Raw genomic sequence first — 22,236 nt, forward strand, 5'->3', positions numbered from 1 at the left:
AGGCACCCGAAAATTGGCAACAGGTACAATCAAACTATGGTAACTACGGAACAAAAGAAGCAAATTATTTCCACATTTGCAAAAGGGCAAGCGGACACTGGTTCAACAGAAGTCCAAATCGCTCTTCTAGACGCTCAAATCAAAGATCTTAACGAGCATTTTAAAACTCATAAGAAAGATTTTCATTCTAAAACCGGTCTTCTTAAACTTATCAGCAAGCGTAAAAGATTACAAGAATACTTAAAACGTACTGATCTAGAACGTTATAAAAAACTAATCGAAGCTCTCGGACTCCGCAAGTAACCGGGTCCACTTATGGCTAAAACTATTAATGGCCAATTTGGCCGTGATTCAATCACTCTCGAAACGGGAGATTGGGCGAAGCAAGCCCACGGGTCCGTAGTATATAAAACCGGAAATCTAGTTTTATTAGCAACTGTTTGTGCCGCAGACGAACCTAAAGAAGGCCAAGACTTCTTCCCACTTACTTGCGAATATTCTGAAAAAGTTTATTCAGTAGGTAGATTCCCAGGCGGATATTTCAAAAGAGAAGCAAAACCTTATGAGCATGAGGTTTTAAATTCAAGGATCATCGACAGACCGATCCGTCCTCTTTTCCCGGAAGGATATTTCTGCGAAGTTCAATTGCAGGTAACTGTTCTTTCTGCGGATAACGAAATTTCTACAGCTGGTCACGCGCTTAATGCTGCTTCTGCTGCATTAACGATCTCTAATATTCCTTTTAATGGTCCAATCGCTGGAGCAAGAGTAGGAAGAATTAACGGAGAACTCGTGATCAACCCTAGTAACAAAGAGATCCTGAATTCTGATCTGGATCTGGTAGTTGCAGGAACTAAAACCCATATCGTAATGATAGAGGGAGAGGCAAAAGAATTATCTAACTCTGAAATGTTGGAAGCATTAAAGTTTGCTCACCAACATATCGCTAAATTTGTAGAACTTCAAGAATCTTGGGCGAAAGAACTCGCTGTAGTTAAAAAAGAAGTTAAACTCAGAGTAAAAGATGAAACTCTTTTAGGCGAAGTTCGCAAATATGCATTCGATAAGGTTTCTGCTGCAAATAAAACTGCAGATAAAGCTTCTCGTAATAAAGAAATTTCTAATGCAAACAAAGAAGTTGTAGAACACTTCAAAGAAACCGTAACCGAGTCTGAAAAGATCAAGGACATCAAAAACTTCTTACATGAACTCGAGTATGAGATCGTAAGAGAGCAGGTATTAAAAGAAGGAGTTCGTTTCGACGGAAGAAAGTTGGACGAGATCCGAAATATCAGCGTAGAGATGAGCCCTCTTCCAGGAGTTCACGGTTCTGCAGTATTTACAAGAGGCCAAACCCAGTCTTTGGGAACAGTTACTCTTGGAACTGCATCTGACAACCAACGTTATGAAACATTGGAAGGTCAGAAAGAAAAGAACTTCATGCTTCATTATAACTTCCCTGCATTCTCAGTAGGAGAAGTAAGAAGATCTTCTGGACCAGGTCGTAGAGAGATCGGTCACGGAAACTTGGCAGAAAGAGCTCTTAAACTAGTTCTTCCTAAGCCGGATGATTTCCCTTATGTGATCAGAGTTGTGTCCGAAATTTTAGAATCCAATGGATCTTCTTCCATGGCTTCTGTATGTTCCGGATCATTGGCTCTAATGGCAGCGGGTGTTCCGATCAAGTCCGCAGTTTCTGGAATTGCAATGGGATTATTCTCAGATGAGAGCGGAAGATTTGCAGTATTATCTGATATCGCAGGATTAGAAGATCATTTCGGTGATATGGACTGTAAGATTGCAGGAACCAGAAAAGGAATTACCGCTTTCCAAATGGACTTAAAAGTAACTGGTGTTGCGTTTAACGTTCTTGAGGCAGTATTTGCTCAGGCAGAAAAAGCTCGTTTCCATATTTTGGACGTAATGGAAAAATCCATCTCCAAAGCAGCGGATTCAGTTTCTCGCACAGCTCCTAAAATTATCGTAAAATATATACCTAAAGATCGTATCGGGGAACTGATCGGTCCAGGTGGTAAAAATATCCGCGCGATCATCGAAGCATCTGGTGCGGATATCAATATTGACGACGATGGAAAAGTGACTATTGCTGGGGCTAACCAAGAGCAGGCAGAAAAAGCTGCAGGCATGGTAGAAGGTTTCTTCGCAGAAGTGGAAGTAGGTAAAATTTACGAAGGCAAAGTAAAACGTATCACCGATTTCGGTGCCTTTGTGGAGATCCTACCAGGTAAAGAAGGGCTTTGCCATATTTCCAAATTGGATTCCAAACGTGTGAATTCAGTGAAAGACGTAGTGAAAGAAGGTGAGATCATCCGTGTCCGCGTATTGAACGTGGATAAAACAGGTAAGATCGATCTTTCCAGAAGAGACGCTCTCGAAGTTTAAAGTGAATAAGACCGGCGAAATTTTTTCGCCGGGTAGTACATTGGTTTTTCTAGAAGAAAAAAATCATAAAATAACATTAGGGAACGGACTTGTAGTCTTGTTCCAAAGAGCTCCTTATTCAGTAAGCGTGTCTATGGGAGTGTATGTAAAAGTGGGTTCCAGGTCTGAAACTTTGGAAAACGCTGGTTACTGTCATTTCCTAGAGCATATGCTTTTCAAAGACACTGAAAAGCGAACTGCAAAACAACAAGCGGAAGATTGGGAAAGAGTAGGAGCTTACTCCAACGCGGCCACTTCTAGAGAATACACTTACTTTCATGCAACCTTAGCTTCCAGAGATCTGGAACTCGGATTGGAATTACTTTCAGAGATGATGTTCCAACCTTTGTTTAGAGACCAAGATATTCGCACAGAAGCGGAAGTTGTCTTGGAAGAAATGAAAGGTTATGAAGATTCTCCAGAAGACGCAATCCACGATTTTTATTATAATAATTTATTCAGAGAAAATTCTCTAGGAAGAGATATTATAGGGACTGAAGCCTCGATCAGAGGAGTAACTTCTTCTAGTCTTAGGAACTTTTACGAAACCTATTATCATCCGGAGAATATGATACTTTCTCTTTCTGGAAATTATGAACCGGAATTTGTATTTGATCTGATTTCCAAATATTTCGCCCGTTCCGTTAAAAAGGGAAAAGAAGGAACATTCGAAACTCCTAAAAAAGAATTCGGATATTTCCGCAAAGGTAATAAGGAAACAGAACAGGCTTATTTTATTTTAGGCGGAGAAGGTTTTCCTCGTAATTTTCATGATGCTACTAGGCTCTCTCTTCTTACGCATGTTTTAGGTGGGGGAATGTCTTCTCGTTTATTCCAAAAAGTCAGAGAAGAAAAAGGGCTCTGTTATCATATTACAAGTTATCCTTCTTCTTATCGTGATGTAGGGATCAATTCGATCGTATGTTCCACTTCCAAAGAAAGATTTGCAGAAAGTCTGGAATTAATCTTAGAAGAAGTTAAACTTTTTGTAGATAAGGGAGTTACTTCCCAAGAATTGAAAGATGCCAAGACCAATCATGAAGGTAGTCTTTCCATAGGTTACGAGCATACAGAAAGTAGAATGAATAATATCGCTTTCCAAGAGCTCTATTATGGAAAATACAATTCTTTAGAAAATAGGATCAAAGAGATCCATTCAGTAACTAAAGAAGAGATCAATCAAACTGTTCGAAAAATATTTGCACTTCCTGAGTTACATCTTTCCGTTTTGGCAAAATTAAAGCCGAAAGAAGAGCAAAAAATAAAATCTATTTTCGGATCCTATTCGTACTAATATGAAAATCCCAATTAGAAAATTAAAAGAGAAGGCTCTTCTTCCGGAGATCAAAACTTCAGGTTCCGCAGGTTATGATATTGCTGCTTGTTTGGAATCGACTCTGACATTACCTGTTGGAGAAGTAGTTTTAGTTCCTACAGGACTTTCTTTTGCGATCCCGGAAGGATTTCATTTTGAGATCAGACCTCGCTCCGGATTTTCTACTAAATTCAAAATTCTTATCCCGAATACTCCTGGCACAATCGACTCCGATTATAGAGGAGAATTGATGGTTCCTCTGCTGAATCTGGGAAAAGAGCCTTATCTTCTGGAAGATAAAACTAGGATTGCTCAACTTTTGATCCGCCGCACCTGGCATACTGATTGGGAACTTGTGAATGAACTTCCTGAATCAGAAAGAGGAGAGGGCGGTTTCGGTAGCACCGGTTTCTAACCTTTTTTCAGTATTTTGTCTCTTTTCAGATTCCTGATTTCTGCCGATTCTTAGGAGGTATGGATAGAAGGGACCAAATTATCGGACAAAATATAGCGATTTGGGAAAAGGGGCGGGCGGCATTGCCGTATCTTCTACTTTTCACAGGGATTTTTCTCACCCTATCTCTGGGTTCTTTTACCATCGCCGAAAATGGAGTGGAAGCTAACCTTTTTGGTAGGCTCGGCCATTATCTTTCCTGGGGATTTTTATATTTATTCGGGAATGCATCCTTTGTTCCCGGGATCATGCTTATTCTGACTGGTGGGATCCTTCTCGCAAAACCTAGTCAGGATGTGACTAACAAACTTCTTACTATTCCTTTGTTCTTACTCGCGGTTGCAGTGAGCCTGAACGTTTTCGGAAATGTTTCTACAGTTCCATTTGCATCTAACGGTGGAGTTCTTGGCCAAGCATTAGCTGTGGCCTTGGAATATCTTCTTGGTTCTACAGGAAGACTTCTGATCCATTTCGTGGTCTATTTTTACGGCATACTTGTTTATTTGAACGAATCTCCGGTCCATTTTTTAGGAAGGCTTCTTGCGCAAAGTGGCCGGGACTGGAAGGAGCAATGGCTTTCCGGTTATATGAGTGGAAGAACCAAAAAAGAAGAAGAGTTCGAAAATTACGAACCAACATTTTCAAAAACCAAATCGGCTGATTGGTCCAAAGGTCTTGCAGGTATGATGAATTCAGTTAGTTCATGGAAAGAAACAAACACTGAAGTTTCAGAAGAAAACGTACCTCCTTGGTTTCGCAGGGAAGTTTCGGGTCCTCCTTCGGAGAAACAAAATCCAGTGAAAACTCCTACAAATTTAGAATCATATATTCAAAAAGCAAAAGGTAATTCTAAACCTGCAGAGTTAAAAGAATCTAATGTGCAATATAGAAACTCTGGTCTTCTCCAGGGATTTTTTGAAGATGATCGAAAGATTTTCCAATTCCAAACTGCTTCTTCTCGCCTTGTAGAAAAAGTATATGGAGTTCAGGAAAGAAAAGAAGATATTACAGCCACATCTAAAAAAGCCTGGGAGATCTTGGATCTTAGAAGTGAAACTTCTACTCAAGCTACTTATGTTAAAGAAGAAGTTTTGCATACTGCTCCTGAAACACAAGAATTGGAAGAAGAAACCCAACCATTTGTTTCTAATACAGAAATTATAGAAGAAATCTCCGGCGAAGAAGAATACTTCCAAGAAGAAGGCGAAGAGCTTGAAGAATGGACCGAAGAGGAAGACGAGGAGTTAGAAGATTCGGAAGAAGAATACGAGGAAGAAACAGAAGACTCTGACGAGTTGGAAGAAATTGCAGAAGTAGAGGAACCTAAGGCGGTTATCGAACCGGAGGTGGTAATTCCAAGTACGTTACCTTCTCCTGTTGTAGCTCCTACTCCGGTTGCAGAAAAGAAACCGAAACAGTCTGAACTTCCATTTACTCCAGTTTCTATGGTGCCAGTATTCCGTTCTAAACGTTCTGTGTATCATATTCCTCTGAATCGTTTAAAGAGTAATCCTACAAAAGTGCAAGATGCACTTTTCAAAGTTGAATCTGAAAAGGTTGCTTTCGAGATTGAGAACGCTCTAAAAGTGTACGGATATGAGGCTAAGGTAGTAGGTTGGGAAAGAGGTCCAATCATCACTCGTTATGAACTTACTCCTCCTCCTGGCGTGAAACTGGGAAGGATCACTTCTTTGACTGACGAGCTTAGAATGTATCTTGCAGTTAAGAATATTCGTATCGTTGCTCCTATTCCAGGTAAATCCACGATTGGTATCGAGGTTCCTAACAAACATAGAGAAGATGTTTTCTTAGGAGATATATTACGTTCTTCTTTAGCGCCTAAACCTAAAAAAGATCTAAATATTGTAATCGGGAAGGATATCTCGGGTAAACTTGTATCCATAGATCTGAACAAACTTCCTCACTTGCTTGTGGCAGGAACTACAGGTTCAGGTAAATCTGTTTGTTTGAATGCGATGATAGCTTCTCTGGTCTTAAATCTTTCTCCAGAAGAAGTTCGTTTTATCATGATAGACCCTAAGATGGTGGAACTTACTCTGTTCGAAGATATTCCTCATCTTCTTATGCCTGTGATCAAAGATGCTCGTAAGGCAACCAAATCTCTTTCTTGGGTGATCCAAGAGATGGAGGCACGTTATGAGGCAGTATCCCAATTGAAATGTAGGGACTTCCGTTCTTATAATGAGAAGGTAGAGGAACATTATCACAAAGAAGGTTATAATAAAATGCCTTATCTTGTGGTGTTCATTGACGAGCTTGCTGACTTAATGATGGTTTCCGGAAAAGATTTGGAAGATGCGATCACTCGTATCAGCCAGAAGTCCAGAGCGGTTGGGATCCATTTGGTGATGGCGACCCAAAGACCTTCTGTGGATGTGATCACTGGTCTTATCAAAGCGAACTGTCCTGCAAGGATTGCATTCCATGTGGCCCAAAAAACTGACTCTAAGATCATCCTGGATATGAATGGCGCAGAGTCACTTCTTGGAAAAGGAGATATGTTGTACAAGTCTCCTACTTCTGCGGACCTGGCAAGGATCCAGGCTCCATTTATCTCCGAAGAAGAGATCGAGAAGATCGTAGAAGAGGCCAAAAAATACGGAGCTCCTACCTATGTAGAATTCGATTTGGAAGAAGAAACCGAATCTGAATCCGCAGAAGAGATGGATGAGGAACTATTTGATAAGGCTTGGGAAATCGTAAGAACGGATAGAAAGGCAAGCGCAAGCTACTTACAAAGACGTTTGAAAATCGGCTATAACAGGGCCGCCCGGATCATGGAATTAATGGAAGAAAGGGGATACGTTTCTCCGATTCTGGGATCTAAGGGACGGGAAATTTTAAGGTCCGCTTGAAAATTCGACCCGGTCTAGGAATTTCCAGGCCGGGAAAAGAAACCAAGTGACAGTGAGGCGGATACTCGCCATCCTGGAAAAAAATCCCTGCATTACCTGAGAATGAAAGATACCTTAAGCAATCGTTCTATATTTATCGCCTTATGCCTGACCGTATTATTCGGCAGCTTCTCTCTAGGCGCTCAGTCATCCGCAAAACACCATTGGAATTCACCTTCCGAAGTGGTTAAAAAAGTCAGAAAAACTTTTTCGGACCTAAAATCTTACAAGGCTGATTTCGTGATCCAAACGGAATCGAACAAAAAAGTGGTCACTAAAAAAGGTGTCTGCTATTATAAGAAGGGTGGAAAGATCAAATATGAATTTTCAGATCCTTCCGGTGATGAGATCGTTTCTGATGGCAAAACTCTTTGGATCTTTATCAAAAGATTGAATGCTGCAGGAAAGCAAGATCTTACATTAAATAAATCTAATAAATCTGGACCTATTTTTTCTCCAATGACGGAAGAGGGTCTTTCCAGGATTTTCAGAAAGTATCATTATAAATTCGAGTCCATAGAACAACCTCAGATCTCTCCTAAAGACAATCGTCAATATTTCGTATTGGCTTTGGAACAAAGAGAGAAGATCGGCGGTTATGAAACTATGACCCTCTATGTAGATGCTCAAACTTCCTTTATTAAAAAGGCAGTTGCAAGTGACGGAAGAGGCAAGACTACTACTGTAGAATTTTTCGGATTAGATCCGAATGCTGATATCGAGGACGGAGTATTTAATTTCCGCCCTGACGGTAATTCTAAAATCGTAAATAACCCCTTGGTGTCGGAAGAATAAATCTTCCTAGGAAAGGAGAGCGAAATTGAATCAGAAACGAGTAGGGCAAATCCTTAGAGAGGCTAGGGAAGAAAAAAAGCTCACTGTAAAGGACGTATCTAAGGATACGAATATTTCCGTTAAGTATATTCTCGCATTGGAGACTGAGGACTATGCTCAGTTCCCCGGAGAAACTTTTACCATAGGTTTCCTAAAAAACTACGGTAGTTATTTAAAGTTAGATACGGGGATGCTGATCAATTTATACAGAGGTGAGAAGATAGAAGAATCTCAAGCTCCTCTGGAAGAACTCACCAAACCTACTTCTAATTTTTATTATGATCTAAATTTCGATAAGAACAAACTAATCACTGCTATCTCTGTTCTGATGGTGGCAATTGCTGCAGTTCTACTTTATACCTTTATCGATAGCTCTTCTTCTGGTGACGATGTCGCGGAAGAAAGTGGAAGAAGGTTAGAGATCCCTGAAAACATAGATTTTATCAATCGTTCTGTTCCGGAAACAAGACCTGAAAGTTTTATCTTAACAGCGAACCAAGGTGTGAGCTTCAGTGCTTCTAACCAACAGTGTAAACTTTTCATTTCTTCCGTAGAACAAGGATCTGATACGAACACTGCAGTTCTTGCTTTTAATGTGTATCCTGAATTGACTGTTTATAAATTCAGATTGTCCGAAGGACAAGAAAAGGTTCTTAGCTATTCTATTCCTGAAATTTCTTCCTTGCGTAGAAGTATCCGAATCGCCGCTCAAAGTGTGACTGGAAGTTCTGCAAAAGTTTTAGTTTCTTTAAGTGAAGAAGAAAAACAAGGTACTACTGTACAGTCTAATCCTCAAGGAGAGGATTCCACCAAAACTTTAGGTGACGTTCCGATCCAAGTTACATTATTTTTCTCTAAGCCAAGTTACGCTGAGTTCATGATCGATGGTCAAATGGGATTTAGAGGTCTTGTACAAGGTGGAGAAAATAAAACTCTAGAAGCGAAAGATCGTCTGGAGATCAAAGTAGGTGATGGTTCCGCAGTGGAGATGATCCAAAACGGAAAACCTAAAGTGGTTTTAGGACGCCCCGGAAAATTAGTTAAGAAAGTTTATATAAAAACACCAAACCCTTACGATAGCACTCAGTTTATCATTAAGGAGTTGGGCGAGTAAGGCTTCGTTTGGATAAAAAGTTCTACATTACCACTCTTGGATGTCCCAAAAATACCGTGGACTCCATGAGCATGCACCACTCCCTTTTGGAAGAAGGTTTTCTTCCGGCTACAAAACCGGAAGAGTCTGACTTCCATCTGATCAATACCTGTACTTTTATCCGCTCTGCTACGGAAGAAACCATCCAAACAATACTTGGTGCTGCCCACGCCAAAAAACAAGAAGGCCAGAAGTTAGTCGTAGTAGGATGTTTTGCTGAAAGATATCCTAAAGATATCTCAGCAGAGATCCCGGAAGTGGATCTGGTTTTTGGAACCGGAAAATATTCCCAAGCTGGAAAGATCATCAAAGAGGCTTTCCGTAGAGATATTTCTTCTCCTGCAAAAACCGAATTCAATTTAGATATCGTAGAGAGGATGAAACTTTCTCCTGAGATAGAAAATTATTCCAAACCTTATGCATATGTAAAAGTTTCGGATGGTTGTAACAGGGGTTGTGCATTCTGTATCATTCCATCTCTTCGTGGAAAATTCGTAGATTCTCCTTTAGAAGAAATCCTAAAAGATACTAAAAGAGCGATCGCTGCAGGTGCAAAAGAGATCTGTTTAGTTTCCCAAGATACAGTGTATTACGGAAAAGATTCAGACAAACTTTTGGATATGATCAAAGCTGTTTCGGATATCGAAAATCTTGAAATTTTAAGATTATTATATTTATACCCTGATAAGAAGACTGAAAAAATCCTAAGACTCATGGGCGAAACCCCTAAGATCGCTCCTTATCTAGAATCTCCTCTCCAACATGTTTCCGAAAGAGTATTAAAAAACATGAATAGAAGTGGGGGATATTCCCAATTCAGGGATTTATATTCTCTTGCAAGAGAAATGAGACCTGATCTTGAGATCAGAACTTCTTTCATCTTAGGTTTTCCTGGAGAAACAGGAGAAGATGTGGATGAGATCCTACGTTTTGTAGAAGAAACTCGTCCTGAAAAACTGAATTTATTCTCTTATTCTCCTCAGGAAGGAACTAAAGGTGCAGATCTTACTCAAACAGTTTCTGATAAGGAGAAGGCGAAAAGGATCAATCTGATCCGAGATGCCCATTTGAAAATCCTACAAGAGATCCACGAATCCAGAATAGGTAAAACTTATACTGCGATCGTAGATGGACTGGAAGGTAACACAGCAATTGTCAGACGTTTGCAAGATGCTCCTGAAATAGACGAAGTGGTTTATGTAGAAGATCCTTCCTTAAAACCAGGAACAATCGGGAAAGTGAAAATCGAATCTTTTTACGAATACGACATGATGGGAACTTGGTTGGAATCTTGAATCCGAATATTAACTTACCCAACGCTCTTACCGTACTGAGAGTAGCTTCTCTTCCTTTTTTCATCTGGTTCTTGTACCAGAAGGAGCAGGCTTACCATATCGCCGCTCTGGTTTTATTTTCTCTCGCATCTCTCACAGATTTTATTGATGGTTACCTGGCTAGAAAATGGAAACAAGAGACCGAGTTCGGAAAATTTTTGGATCCACTTGCAGATAAGATCATTGTAGTAGGTTGTTTTACCACATTCATATTTCTTCATGAGCAAATCGAACTTTGGATGGTAATACTCATCATCGGAAGAGATATGCTTATTACAACTTTGCGTTATCTCGCGATCCGTTTGGGAAAATCAATCCGGACCACCATGCTTGGAAAGGTAAAGACTGCCTTCCAGATGGGAGCAATTATTCTAATTCTGATCTTCTTTATATTAGTTTCTTCGAATAAAAGAATTCTGATCAACGAGGTTTACCAAAGTGGCAAACTTGCAGGAATGACCGTTTTTGGGATCGCTTCTGAAAACGCAGTTGCATTCGTTAAGGTTTGGCAGGAAAACGGTGCCCCTGGCTGGAATGAGTTAGTATTCGGATTGGGAGGATTTGTTCCGTATTTCGGAATGCTTTTGACCACTCTGATCACCGTACTTTCAGGAATTCGTTATTTGCTCTCAAATAGGGAAGTGATCCGTTACAGCTCTATACGGAGGGCCTTCGGTAAAAATGGAAATTAGACAAGCTATCATCAAAGTTTTAGAAAAAAAACATCTTACAGTTTCAGAAGCGGAAACTACTATCAATTCCGTAATGAAGGGAGAAGTATCCGAGATCCTACTTTCTTCTTTTTTGACCGCAATGAGAGCAAAAGGAGAAACAGTAGATGAACTATTGGGTTTCTGTTTGGCTCTTCGCCGTAACGCGCTCAAACCTAAAACAGTTTTTCCTTTTGATATGCTGGATACTTGCGGAACCGGAGGTGATGGAAAAGGTACTGTAAACATTTCCACACTTTCAGCGATTGTGATTTCTTCTCTTGGGATCAAAGTTGCAAAACATGGAAACCGTTCTGTTTCTTCTCATACTGGTTCCAGTGATATTCTAGGAAGACTTGGTTATAATACTGAAAAAACCCAAGAAGAAGTTGAGTCACACTTAGTTGATAACGGATTTGCATTCTTATTCGCTCCCATGTGGCACCCATCTATGAAGTTTGCGGGTCCTGTTCGTAAAGAATTAGGTTTTAGGACTTTATTCAATATGATTGGACCTCTAAGTAATCCATTCTCACCTCAGTACCAGATCATTGGAGTATACGAGCCTGAGTTGACTGAAACTTTTATCCGAGTTTTACAAGGTTTAGGTTTGAGAAGAGCTCTAGTATGTCATTCTAGAGACGGACTGGATGAATTCTCCATTTTCGAAAAGACGGATTATACTTTATTAGAAGACGGGGTCATCTCCAGAAAAGACTTCGATCCTAAAGATCTGGGTGTAAAAGATCTAAATCCTGCAGAAGTATTCACAAGCGGGCCGGACCAAGCAGAGTCTTTGGCTCGAAAGATCCTGGCAGGAGAGAAGATTGCAGGCACCCACGCGGTCGCTTTGAATGCGGGAGCTGGACTTTTCACCCTGGGTAAAGCTAGTTCTATCCTAGATGGATACAAAACAGCGTTGGAACAGTTGGCTTCCGGAAAAACAGGCGCCTTCTTTCAAAATTTAATTACCAAGGGATAATAAAGGAAAATACTGGTCTCAAAAAGGACCAAATAAGGAAACACAGGTTTCATCATGCTTAGCAATTTTCAAAATTTACTAATATTAGCCCAAGCTGATCCAGCTGGAGCACAAGGTGGCGGATTTAATACTCTATTATTCATCCCGATCCTATTTATCATTCTGTATTTTATAGTGATCCGCCCTCAAAGAAACGAGGAAAAGAAAAGAAAATCGATGATTGAGAGCCTACAAAAAGGGGACGTAGTCATCACTTCTTCCGGGATCCATGGTAAGGTGGTAGAATTTAAGGACAATAACGAATCTGTTGTTTTGGCAATCGCTAAGGACACCAACGTTACCTTCAATTCCAGCACGATTTTAAGAAAGAAGGAAAAAGAGAAAGAGGCGTAATTCCCTTTTTCCGATAGTATCAGTATAACCGGTGCGACTCATGAATAAGATCCTATGCTTCCTTCTTTGTTTCTCTTTAACCCTTCCAATTTTTGGACAGGACGGAGAAGAAATCGACTTTTTGGATAAGGTTTCCGAACCTAAGAAGACAACTACTTCTTCCAAAAAGACTCCTCTTGCAAAAGCTTCTAGAAAGAAAAAAGTAAAGAAGAATGCAGGTAAAAAGAAGAAGGCTGTCGAGTCCAAAGAGACAGAGCAGAAAGAATCTGAGTCCAAGAAAAAAGTAGATCCGGAAATCGCACCGGAAGATCCTACTCAGGGAAAAAATTCAGGAGATCCTAATGGACCGAATGAAACTACTGAGAGAAATCTAAACAAAGAAGTTTCTAATCCTGAAGTTTCGGCTGAAATCCAAAAGCCGTACTGGTTAAATGAAGAAACAAATTTAAGTCCGAAAAATTTGCCTGGGTTTAATGCTAGCGCCTCTTCTTTACCTAAAGAAGATATTTCTATCAGAGAGAAGTTGGGAGAGATCCTAAAACTCGGAGACGATAAGAAAAAAGAAGAAGAGAAAAGAAAGGCTGCTGAGCAAAAAGAACAAGGTGCTATCGCCGGATTTTTCTCTGAACATAAAAAAGGGATCATAATCATAGCAATCATACTTGCTTTTGCTTTATACCAATTCAGAGCCAAAGGTGCACGAGTCACTAGGCGTTCGCCTGTGACCATCAATAAAGTGAGAAGAGACTAGGAGTCCGAATTTGAAATCTGTCCAATGGATTTTTGTTCCAATACTGGTAGTAGCGTCTTCATTGACGCTTCTTTATCCAAACTTCGCCGAAAGGGAATTGGAACTCGCAGTAAGAAAAGAATTTAAACAATTACCGGAAGAAACCCGCAAAGACATACTTTCCAATTTTGCGGAAAGATGGAAAACCGATTATAACCCGAAAGGCGATTGGCAAATAGAACCTGATCCTAACATTTTCCCAGAGCAGGATTATTATTTAGTCAAAGGAAGATTTATCACTTCCGCAAAGATCAACCAGCTTTCTCAAGAAAACCAGGAACTGATCTTAGAACCTAAGAACAAACTTAGACCTACTTTGGTAGAAGAATATATTTTCGGTGGAAGACCTTTGGCGATCCGTTTGGGATTGGACTTACAAGGTGGAATGAGAGTCGTTCTGAAAGGTGATTTCGACGACTATACTTCTAAATTAAAAGATTCTTATACAAAAGAGATCGAAGAACTTACTCGTAAAAAAGCTGATACTAATCTTTCCGAAAAAGAAAGAAAAGAAGCTCAGGACAAACTAAAAGAGATCGAAAGTTATTTCGAATTAACTCCTAGCAGAAAGCTTGCTGAGTTGGAAAAAGCGAAGTTGATCATCGACAACCGTTTGACCAACCAAAACTTGACTGAGCCTCAGGTGCGTATCCAGAAGGACCAAGATTCTATCGAGGTTTCTTTACCTGGTGTTAGCAACTCTTCTCAAATTTTAGATATTATTAGAAACACTGAAACAGTGGAATACAGATTGCGAGAACCTTCTGATTCCAATGCAAACTCTAGAGGAACTTACCACGACGCGATTGAGTTGGAAGAAATGACACTCATGAATCAAGGTAAAAAGGAAGAAACCGAGATCGTTAAATTCCAGAATATTGTTAAACAAAAACTGGGAAAAGACGAGCAGGATAGATTCCTTGCAGCTATGGAGAAGAAGTACAATATCCCTGAAAAATATAAATTGTACGTAAAATGGTCCAGGGCAAATAACCCTAAGGCATCTCTTCTTCCTAGAGAATTCGTAGTTCTGGAAAGAGCTATCTCTCTGGATGGAAAGGACATGAGAAATGCACGTGAAAGTTACGACCAAAACAGACTTTCCTATTACGTTTCCTTCTCCTTAACTTCTCAAGGTGCAGAGAAATTTTTTGATATCACTTCCAAAAACGTAGGAAGACAACTTGCGATCGTTTGGGGAGACAAAGTTATCTCTGATCCAGTAATTCGTAGTCCTATCGCAGGTGGTAACGCTCAGATCGACGGAGAGTTTGGTCAAAAAGAAGCAACTGACCTTGCAAACGTGATCAGTGAGGGTGCGCTTCCAATCCCATTGAACGTTTTAGAAATGAGATTTATCGGTCCTACTTTAGGGATCGAATCTATCGAAGTTGGATTAAAGGCGGTTCTTTTAGGATTTGCTCTAGTGATCATATTCATGCTGATTATCTATAGATTGTCCGGCTTGGTTGCTGATATTGCACTTCTTGTGAACGTGATCGTGCTGATGGCACTTCTTTCTTTGATGGGATTCACTCTGACCTTGCCTGGTTTTGCGGGGATTATCCTCACAGTGGGTATGGCTGTGGATGCTAACGTTATTATCTATGAAAGGATCAAAGAAGAACTCGCAGCAGGAAAACATGTTTCTGCAGCAGTTGCTCAAGGTTTTGAGAACGCTTTCTGGACGATCATGGACAGTAACGTTACAACTTTGATCTCAGGTATTTTGATGATCAAACTTGGAAACGGTCCAATCAAAGGATTTGCGATCACTCTTTGTTGGGGTATCATCACTTCCCTGTTTACCTCCTTGTTCTTGAGTAGAATGATCATGGATCTATTGGTAAACAAATTTGGAGTTCGTAAACTCCAGATAGGATTCAAAAAACTGGAGTCCAAAAATGTTTGATTTTATAAAATATAAATACGTATCCATTACTTTCTCTACTATCCTGATCGCGGTCGGGTTTGGAGTTACTTTCGGAAAATATGGTGGGTTCGCTACTTCTTTGGATTTTGATGGAGGTTTAAGAGCCGTTGTTGAATTCCCTGAGAATGTAGAACGTAAAAACTTGGAGGAATATTTCTCCACTAAAAACTTAGAAGCTGTTTTGGTCCTAATGGATAAGGATAAAAACGATTATCAAATCGATATCGGTTTGGGATCGGTTGACCAGATCAAACAACTTTATATAGAAAGAAAAGGTAAAGATAGTATCGAAGCCAAACAAGCTTCTGCGATCGATGCATTGATCGGTCTTTTACAAGAAGACTTTAAATTAGAAAAAAAGAAAATCCTATCTGCGAACCAAGTTGGTTCCGTAGTAGGGGCCGAGTTGACTTCCACAGGGGTCTCTCTATTAGCCTTAACTCTTTTCTTCATCATGATCTATTTGAGCTTCCGTTTCCAATTCAAGTTTGCATTGGGAGCAATCTTAGCTCTAATTCATGACTTGGTGATCACAATCGCGTTTATCGGATTTTTCCAGATTAAGCCGAGCGTTCCTATCATCGCGGCTCTTTTGACATTACTCGGATATTCTATCAACGATACTATCGTGGTATTCGACAGGATCCGTGAAAATGCTGGGAACTTAAGAGATACTTTCTCTCAGGTAATCAATCTTTCGATTAACCAAACACTTTCCAGAACTTTCAATACTTCAGTAGCGACTTTGATTTCCGTGGTTGCGATCATTATCGGTGGAGCAGTAGAGTTGTATGACTTCGCTTATGTTCTTACCTTCGGGATCATTCTTGGAACATTCTCCTCAGTATTCATTGCAGCACCTCTCGTAGATATCTACGATACTCTGAGTAAGAGGTGGAAACGCTCTTGAGCGCTCTCCTCCCGGATTCTATTCGGGAGGAATTGACTCGCTATTCCTTTATCTCCACCGGATATTCTAGCCCGAATCCTCCGGTGGCCTGCGTTTTAGAAGACGCAAATACAGGTGAGATCCTCGCCTCTGCTTCCACACAAAAAAACGGACAAAACCATGCAGAAAGAGAAGCATATCGTTTGCTTCGAGAAAAATTTCCGAATGGAATATTACCTTCTCATAATGCATACGTAACCTTAGAACCTTGCTCTCATTATGGCAAAACCCCTCCTTGTATTGATCTATTTCTGGAAGAAAAACCTGTTCGTTTGGAATACGGATGGAAGGATCCGAATCCTTTGGTCTCTTCGCGTTCTGGTTTGAGTAAACTAACTGAGATCGGTGTTGATATTATTGAAAATACTGAGTTAGCCGAAATCTCTTCTAAATTTCTATTTGGTTTCAGATCCAGGATTGAAAGAAGAAGGCCCGCATTTTTACTCAAAACTTCTCTCAGCAAAGAAGGTTATTTCAGTTCAGGAGAAGGTCTCAGGGAGAAAATATCTTCTTCCGAGTCAGATGTATTTCTTTCTATGCTAAGAGCTAAAGTGGATACGATCTTGGTCGGGCCGAATACTGTGAGAGTAGACGATCCGGGTTTGGATTTTAGAATACCTTCTTCTTTGCCGAAATTCTCACCACAGATTTTGAGTGTGTCTGAGAATGCCAGTGTGAATCAAAATGCAAGTGTTAATCTAAATATAGGTAGGAACTCCTGCAAAGGATTTTCCGGACTCGTCTCTGCCGTTTTAAAATATTCTTCTAATCCAGATATACTCCAGATCCATAAAGAAAAAGAAAAAGATTATCAACCACTTAGGGTTTTCTTTTTGCCGGATCAAAATTTTATCAGCCAAAACTTTTTAGAAAAGCAAAATCAGATAAACGATCGTGTCGGAAAGAAGAACGCTGCATTCTTCTTGGATGAGAAAAAATCTTACGATCCGAAATTCTTAAGTGTATTAGAAAACCTTTCTAAGTTTCCGTTAGAGAAGGTTTCTTTCTCCGATATCACAAGAATTTTAGAAGTTTTACATTCTTGGGAGATCAACACTGCACTCGTAGAAGGTGGAAATTTTCTGTACAAACTATTTTCTCCCATACTTTCGGAAGATGATGCAATCTTACAAATCAGATCGAATACTGTTTCTTTTCCAAAAGGAATCTTGCCTGAATGGAAGGGAAAATTTTCCATGGAATGGAAGGCAGAACTTGGTTCTGATCTTTGGGAGTTGGGAAGATGTTCACTGGACTAATAGAGACTACCGGAAAAATTGAATCCGTCCAAGACACTGGAGATGGTAAAATATTTAAGGTAATAACTACCTGGAAAGATCCTGATCTTAAAAACGGTGACTCTATTTCGGTCAACGGCGCCTGCCATACTGTAACTTCTTTCCAAGACGCAGGAAACAAATTCGAGTTTTATTCTTCTTATAAAACTTTAGAGCTCACCAATTTCGGATCTTTTCAAGTAGGAACAAAAATCAATTTAGAAAGATCAGTCCAGCCTCATACCAGAATGGGTGGACATTTTGTGACTGGCCATGTGGATCTAACAGGTACTATTCTTCTTTCCGAAGAAAAAGATTCAGGCAAAGTCAGAAGGTTCGTAATTTCTCATGATCCTTCTTTCACCAAATATTTTGCGGTCCGGGGTAGCGTAACTGTAGACGGAATTTCTCTCACCATAGTGGATTCTAAACCGGGAGAGTTTGAACTAGTTTTGATCCCAGAGACTCTTATTGTCACCAATGCCTCGGAAGCATGGAAAGTCAGGGCCAAGGTAAACTTAGAGGTAGACCTGATCGCGAGATATTTAGAGCAACTCGGTAATTATAAATAGACCGGGAGTCGTTCCCAAAACTGTATCCTTGGTTCGAATTACCAACTATCAGTCTCACTTTTCCGGGCCGGCCAGGATTTATCATGGAAAAAAAACAGTCCAAGAAATGAGGTGGAATCATGATCGGCTCCATTGAACAGGCAATCGAAGATATAAAAGCGGGGAAGATGATCATTCTCGTGGATTCCGAAGATCGGGAAAACGAGGGGGATCTGGTTTGCGCCGCCGAATTCACTGATAAAGAAAAGGTGAATTTTATGGCCACCTACGGAAGGGGCTTAATTTGTTTTCCTATGGAGGGAGACAGACTCAGACAACTCGGTCTGAACAGAATGGTGGACGACCTGAGTTTGGGCGACAAACACGGGACAGCATTCACAGTTTCCGTAGATGCAAAGAATGGAACTACTACTGGGATTTCTGCCCAGGATAGAGCGACTACAATCCAAGTACTTATAGATCCTAAAACCACTCCAGGCGACTTGATGAAACCTGGCCATTTATTTCCTTTACAAGCGGTTTCGGGAGGAGTGCTCAGAAGAGCGGGCCACACCGAGGCATCTGTAGATCTTTCAAAACTTGCGGGACTTTATCCTGCGGCTGTGATCTGCGAGATTATGAATGATGATGGAACAATGTCCCGTCTTCCTGATTTGGAAAAATTCGCCGAAAAGCACGGACTGAATATTTACACAATCGAAGATCTGATCCGTTACAGAAGGAAAAAAGAAAATCTAATTCATTTGGAAGTGGAGACAACTCTTCCTACTGAATATGGAGATTTTTCTGTCAGAGCTTATTCTACCATCATAGACGATAAGGTCCATGTTGCATTAGTAAAAGGTAAAATTGATAAGAACGAACCTATAATGGTCCGCGTACATTCCGAGTGTTTTACCGGGGATATTTTCGGAAGCGGACGTTGTGATTGTGGACCTCAACTCCATTCTGCACTTTCTATGATCGCTCAGGAAGGGAAGGGAATTCTTCTCTATATGAGACAAGAAGGTAGAGGGATCGGTCTTATTAACAAACTCAAAGCTTATAATATGCAGGACCAAGGTTTGGATACTGTAGAAGCTAACGAGAAATTAGGATTTGCTCCTGACCTCCGTGAATATGGAGTGGGCGCTCAGATCCTAAAAGAAATTGGAGTTGGTAAGATGAAACTTCTTACTAATAATCCTCGTAAGATTGTTGGTTTGGAAGGTTATGGTCTGGAAGTTACGGATCGAATTCCTATAGAGATTAAACCTACAGGAAATAATCACCACTATCTATTCACGAAAAAAATGAGAATGGGGCATTTACTCGGACTGAACTAAGGTTGTAGTCTGATTTTTGCCCAAGAGCCGCTTTCTTTTTGGAATAAGATCCGATCATGTAAGCGGCTTCTTCGTCCCTGCCAAAATTCTATTTCAGAAGCTTCTAATATATATCCTCCCCAGTTTTCTGGTAAAGGAACAGTTTTGCCTTCATACTTTAGTTTGAGCTCTTCATAATGTTTATCTAAAATAGATCTATCATTAACAGGGTCACTCTGAGAAGAAGCGAGTGCTCCTATTTGGCTCGCAAATGGTCTGGAATGAAAATAGTTTTCTGAATTTTCTCTGGAAACTTTAGAGATCTTTCCTCTGATACGGACCTGTCTTTCTAATTCTGCCCAAAAAAATACCAAACAAGCATTTGGATTCGATTCTAATTCTTTTCCCTTGGCGCTTTGGTAATTTGTATAAAATTGGAATCCTTCTTTTTCGATCCCTTTTAGTAAAACGATCCTTGCATCAGGCATTCCATCTTTTCGAACAGTTGCCAATGTCATAGCAGTTGGTTCTCTTACTTCTGAATGGACAGCTTGGTCGAACCAAGTTTTGAAAAAATCGATGGGAGAATCTCCGATATCTTTTTCGTCCAGAGAAGCTTTACTGTATTCGTTACGGATATCAGAGATCTTATTTTCCATATTTCTTATAGAATGAGATCTGCCCAGTTGGGAAGTAAACCTGAATTTGAAAGCATTCTACCCAGAAATGTCAATACTAGGCCGATCGAAAAATACACTCCCATCGGGATCGGAACTTGTCTGAGACTTTCGCCTTTTTTTCTTTTCAGGACAGTGATAATGATCGCGATCCCATAGGAAGAATTTAAGAAGAAGATCCACCAAGGATGCATGCTCAAAAATGCAAATGCCGGAGCAAATATCGCATCCGCAAATCCCATACTCGCTGGAAATATAAAATATATTAAGAAGAATACGGCGGAGAAGGAAACGTACAAGATCAATTCTGCTTTGCCCGGAACAGAATCGAATAATAGATAATTTGCTAATGCTCCAAACAGAACGATAAACGGCAAATTTTCATAATCCAAAGAAAACTTTTTGAAGTCTGTGCTTGCCGCGACTAATAGATGTCCGCATAAAGCTACAAATGCAAAACTACCCAATAATTTTCCGGAAAGAAGAAAGGAGGCTACAAACAATAATCCGAATATTGCCTCGCATAAAGAATATAAGGGATTGATTGGAGTTTTGCAACTGCTGCATTCTTTTTTAGAGATCCAATATCCGAATACTGGAATGATTGCAGCACCTTTGATCTGTGTTCCACAGGATTCGCAGGCAGAAGGTTCTATTAGGATTTTCTTAAGTCTGAAAAGTTTAGAACCAATCTTTCTTTCTTTTCCATAATAGAATCTAAGGATCCTATAAGCTAAGGTAGAATAAAAACTTCCCATGGAGAAGGAGACTAAAACGCCTCCAATCCATATGAAAAAGATTAAATATGGGAATTCGGAATAGTACTCCGCCAAAATTTTCTCTTAAGAAGCCAGTTCTTTTAGTGCAGTTATGCCTCGTTTCAGATTCTCCCATTCGGAAGCGAAACTGATACGAATATATTCTTTGGAATCTACGAATATATAACCAGGAACTAAGATCAGGCCTTTTTCTTTTACAGCTCTTACAACAAAATCATCGTCCTTCTCCTTTATTTTTAAGAAGAAGTAGAATGCACCCCCGCTTTTTTTCAGCTGGTAATGATCCTTTAAATTTTCGTAAACATAATCCCTTTTTTCCTTATAATCATCTATATAAGGTTGCATCTCAGTTTTGAGAGCTTCTATTCCCATCCATTGGGTTACAGAAGGTGCACAAACCAAAGTATATTGCTGCAAAGTTGTTAATGTTTTTATAATAGGAGCAGGAGCGACTATGGATGCAAGTCTAAGTCCAGTCATACTATATGTTTTAGAAAATCCGGAAAGAGTGATTGCTCTTTCATAAAAAGATCCAACAGATAAGAAAGACTTATCATAATCGAACTTTTCATAAATCTCGTCTGAGATCAGATAAGCTCCCGTTTTTTCTGCAAGTTCAGCAAGTGCAGTTAATTGTTTTTTAGTTAAAACAGTTCCGGTAGGGTTAGAAGGAGTGGAGAAGATAATGATCTTTAACTTCTTATCCTTGAATACATTCAGATCTTCAGGTTGGAAATCTTCAGAGATCGTATTCATCTTCCCGCCGTAAATTTTGATATAAGCAGGATACATTAAGAAGTGAGGAGTTACTACAAGACACTCATCTCCTTCGTTTAAAAGAGAATTGAAAAGTAATAAAAACGCGGAGCTGATACCTGAAGTAACTAAAAGGCGATCTGGGCTTGCGTAATCGATCCCGTTTTCCTGTTTGTATTTTTGAGAAAGAGCTTCTTTTAGTTCTGGAATTCCTGCGGTTAAAGTATAAGCAGTTTTTCCGTCACGTAAGGCTTTGACTCCAGCTTCTACAATATTAGGAGGACAAGGAAAATGAGGTTGTCCAATGGAAAGATTGATCGGGTCTTTTAATGTCCCGGCAAGTTCGAATGCTTTTCGGATGGCTGAGGAATCCAAACCTTGGATTCTTTGCGCTAGTACATAATCAAGGGTACTCTGGCTCATATAAATACGCTAATGTGAAAGCCGTTTGACGAACAAACGGAAATTACATCTGCCTAATGTTTTTTTCACGCAGAGTCGCGAAGTCGCAAAGAGTTGCGATGTTGGAATTCCTACAACATACCCTCTGTGTTCTCCGTGTTCTCTGTGCGAAATTCGTTAGTGTCTCCAAAGATCAGTTGGAGTTCCCAACCAATCGTTCTCAGAAATACTGAAATGAGATTGCCTCGGAATTCCACTTTCCGGA

Annotated in this window: 19 protein-coding genes and 2 pseudogenes; 18 read left to right on the top strand and 3 right to left on the bottom strand. The window is 40.0% G+C overall.

All coding sequences use genetic code 11. The features are described from left to right. Positions 1-36: 36 nt before the first annotated feature. From rpsO to CH362_RS05860, 18 genes and pseudogenes are all read left to right on the top strand, one after another. Positions 37-303: a 30S ribosomal protein S15 gene (gene rpsO / locus CH362_RS05780; RefSeq protein WP_100709430.1), complete on the top strand. Its 267-nt coding sequence runs from the start codon at positions 37-39 to the stop codon at positions 301-303. Between the two features lie 12 nt (positions 304-315). Further along, on the top strand, positions 316-2,403 hold the full coding sequence (gene pnp, locus CH362_RS05785; RefSeq protein ID WP_100709431.1) for a polyribonucleotide nucleotidyltransferase: 2,088 nt from the start codon (positions 316-318) through the stop codon (positions 2,401-2,403). Between the two features lie 40 nt (positions 2,404-2,443). After that, the gene (locus CH362_RS05790) at positions 2,444-3,736 is read left to right on the top strand and encodes a M16 family metallopeptidase (protein WP_100709753.1); all 1,293 of its coding nucleotides are present in this window, start codon (positions 2,444-2,446) and stop codon (positions 3,734-3,736) included. Position 3,737: 1 nt separating this feature from the next. Continuing rightward, positions 3,738-4,172: a dUTP diphosphatase gene (gene dut, locus CH362_RS05795; protein WP_100709432.1), complete on the top strand. Its 435-nt coding sequence runs from the start codon at positions 3,738-3,740 to the stop codon at positions 4,170-4,172. A gap of 59 nt (positions 4,173-4,231) precedes the next feature. Continuing rightward, positions 4,232-4,687, top strand: a pseudogene (locus CH362_RS19565) (DNA translocase FtsK 4TM domain-containing protein); the annotation flags it as partial. 945 nt (positions 4,688-5,632) lie between these two features. Then, positions 5,633-7,087 (top strand): annotated as a pseudogene (locus tag CH362_RS19570) (DNA translocase FtsK); the annotation flags it as partial. Positions 7,088-7,189: 102 nt separating this feature from the next. After that, positions 7,190-7,921 (top strand): LolA family protein, encoded by a 732-nt coding sequence (locus tag CH362_RS05805; RefSeq protein ID WP_100709434.1) that lies wholly within the window; start codon positions 7,190-7,192, stop codon positions 7,919-7,921. 25 nt (positions 7,922-7,946) lie between these two features. Further along, a complete protein-coding gene (locus CH362_RS05810) occupies positions 7,947-9,074 on the top strand; it encodes a helix-turn-helix domain-containing protein (RefSeq protein ID WP_100709435.1) in 1,128 nt (375 codons plus the stop codon). A gap of 8 nt (positions 9,075-9,082) precedes the next feature. Next, entirely contained in the window at positions 9,083-10,408 is a 1,326-nt protein-coding gene (gene rimO, locus CH362_RS05815) for a 30S ribosomal protein S12 methylthiotransferase RimO (RefSeq protein WP_100709436.1), read from the top strand. Next, positions 10,405-11,139 carry a CDP-diacylglycerol--glycerol-3-phosphate 3-phosphatidyltransferase gene (gene pgsA / locus CH362_RS05820; protein WP_100709754.1) on the top strand — a complete coding sequence of 245 codons (735 nt, stop codon included), beginning with the start codon at positions 10,405-10,407 and terminating at the stop codon, positions 11,137-11,139. Before rimO ends, pgsA begins: the two co-directional genes overlap by 4 nt. Continuing rightward, positions 11,129-12,139 (top strand): anthranilate phosphoribosyltransferase, encoded by a 1,011-nt coding sequence (gene trpD, locus CH362_RS05825; protein ID WP_100709437.1) that lies wholly within the window; start codon positions 11,129-11,131, stop codon positions 12,137-12,139. Before pgsA ends, trpD begins: the two co-directional genes overlap by 11 nt. A gap of 54 nt (positions 12,140-12,193) precedes the next feature. Next, on the top strand, positions 12,194-12,532 hold the full coding sequence (gene yajC, locus CH362_RS05830) for a preprotein translocase subunit YajC (protein ID WP_100709438.1): 339 nt from the start codon (positions 12,194-12,196) through the stop codon (positions 12,530-12,532). Between the two features lie 40 nt (positions 12,533-12,572). After that, positions 12,573-13,283, top strand: a complete 711-nt coding sequence (locus CH362_RS05835) for an SRP-less Sec system protein (RefSeq protein WP_100709439.1) — start codon at positions 12,573-12,575, stop codon at positions 13,281-13,283. A gap of 10 nt (positions 13,284-13,293) precedes the next feature. Then, positions 13,294-15,234 carry a protein translocase subunit SecD gene (gene secD / locus CH362_RS05840; RefSeq protein WP_100709440.1) on the top strand — a complete coding sequence of 647 codons (1,941 nt, stop codon included), beginning with the start codon at positions 13,294-13,296 and terminating at the stop codon, positions 15,232-15,234. After that, on the top strand, positions 15,227-16,165 hold the full coding sequence (secF, locus tag CH362_RS05845) for a protein translocase subunit SecF (RefSeq protein ID WP_100709441.1): 939 nt from the start codon (positions 15,227-15,229) through the stop codon (positions 16,163-16,165). Before secD ends, secF begins: the two co-directional genes overlap by 8 nt. Then, positions 16,162-17,463 (top strand): bifunctional diaminohydroxyphosphoribosylaminopyrimidine deaminase/5-amino-6-(5-phosphoribosylamino)uracil reductase RibD, encoded by a 1,302-nt coding sequence (locus CH362_RS05850; protein ID WP_100709442.1) that lies wholly within the window; start codon positions 16,162-16,164, stop codon positions 17,461-17,463. Before secF ends, CH362_RS05850 begins: the two co-directional genes overlap by 4 nt. Next, positions 17,448-18,053, top strand: a complete 606-nt coding sequence (locus CH362_RS05855; protein ID WP_100709443.1) for a riboflavin synthase — start codon at positions 17,448-17,450, stop codon at positions 18,051-18,053. The genes CH362_RS05850 and CH362_RS05855 overlap by 16 nt, the downstream gene beginning before the upstream one ends. A gap of 119 nt (positions 18,054-18,172) precedes the next feature. Next, positions 18,173-19,378, top strand: coding sequence for a bifunctional 3,4-dihydroxy-2-butanone-4-phosphate synthase/GTP cyclohydrolase II (locus CH362_RS05860; RefSeq protein ID WP_100709444.1), 1,206 nt, complete (start codon positions 18,173-18,175; stop codon positions 19,376-19,378). Here CH362_RS05860 and pdxH read toward each other — a convergent pair. The 3 genes from pdxH to CH362_RS05875 are packed head-to-tail and all read right to left on the bottom strand — an operon-like array spanning position 19,375 to position 21,992. After that, positions 19,375-20,016 (bottom strand): pyridoxamine 5'-phosphate oxidase, encoded by a 642-nt coding sequence (pdxH, locus tag CH362_RS05865; protein ID WP_100709445.1) that lies wholly within the window; start codon positions 20,014-20,016, stop codon positions 19,375-19,377. The two genes, CH362_RS05860 and pdxH, sit on opposite strands and share 4 nt — an antisense overlap. Positions 20,017-20,021: 5 nt before the next feature. Next, entirely contained in the window at positions 20,022-20,867 is an 846-nt protein-coding gene (locus CH362_RS05870) for a prepilin peptidase (RefSeq protein WP_100709446.1), read from the bottom strand. 9 nt (positions 20,868-20,876) lie between these two features. Further along, positions 20,877-21,992 carry a pyridoxal phosphate-dependent aminotransferase gene (locus tag CH362_RS05875; RefSeq protein ID WP_100709447.1) on the bottom strand — a complete coding sequence of 372 codons (1,116 nt, stop codon included), beginning with the start codon at positions 21,990-21,992 and terminating at the stop codon, positions 20,877-20,879. Between the last annotated feature and the right edge of the window lie 244 nt (positions 21,993-22,236).

Source organism: Leptospira saintgironsiae (genome assembly GCF_002811765.1).
Lineage (GTDB): Bacteria > Spirochaetota > Leptospiria > Leptospirales > Leptospiraceae > Leptospira_B > Leptospira_B saintgironsiae.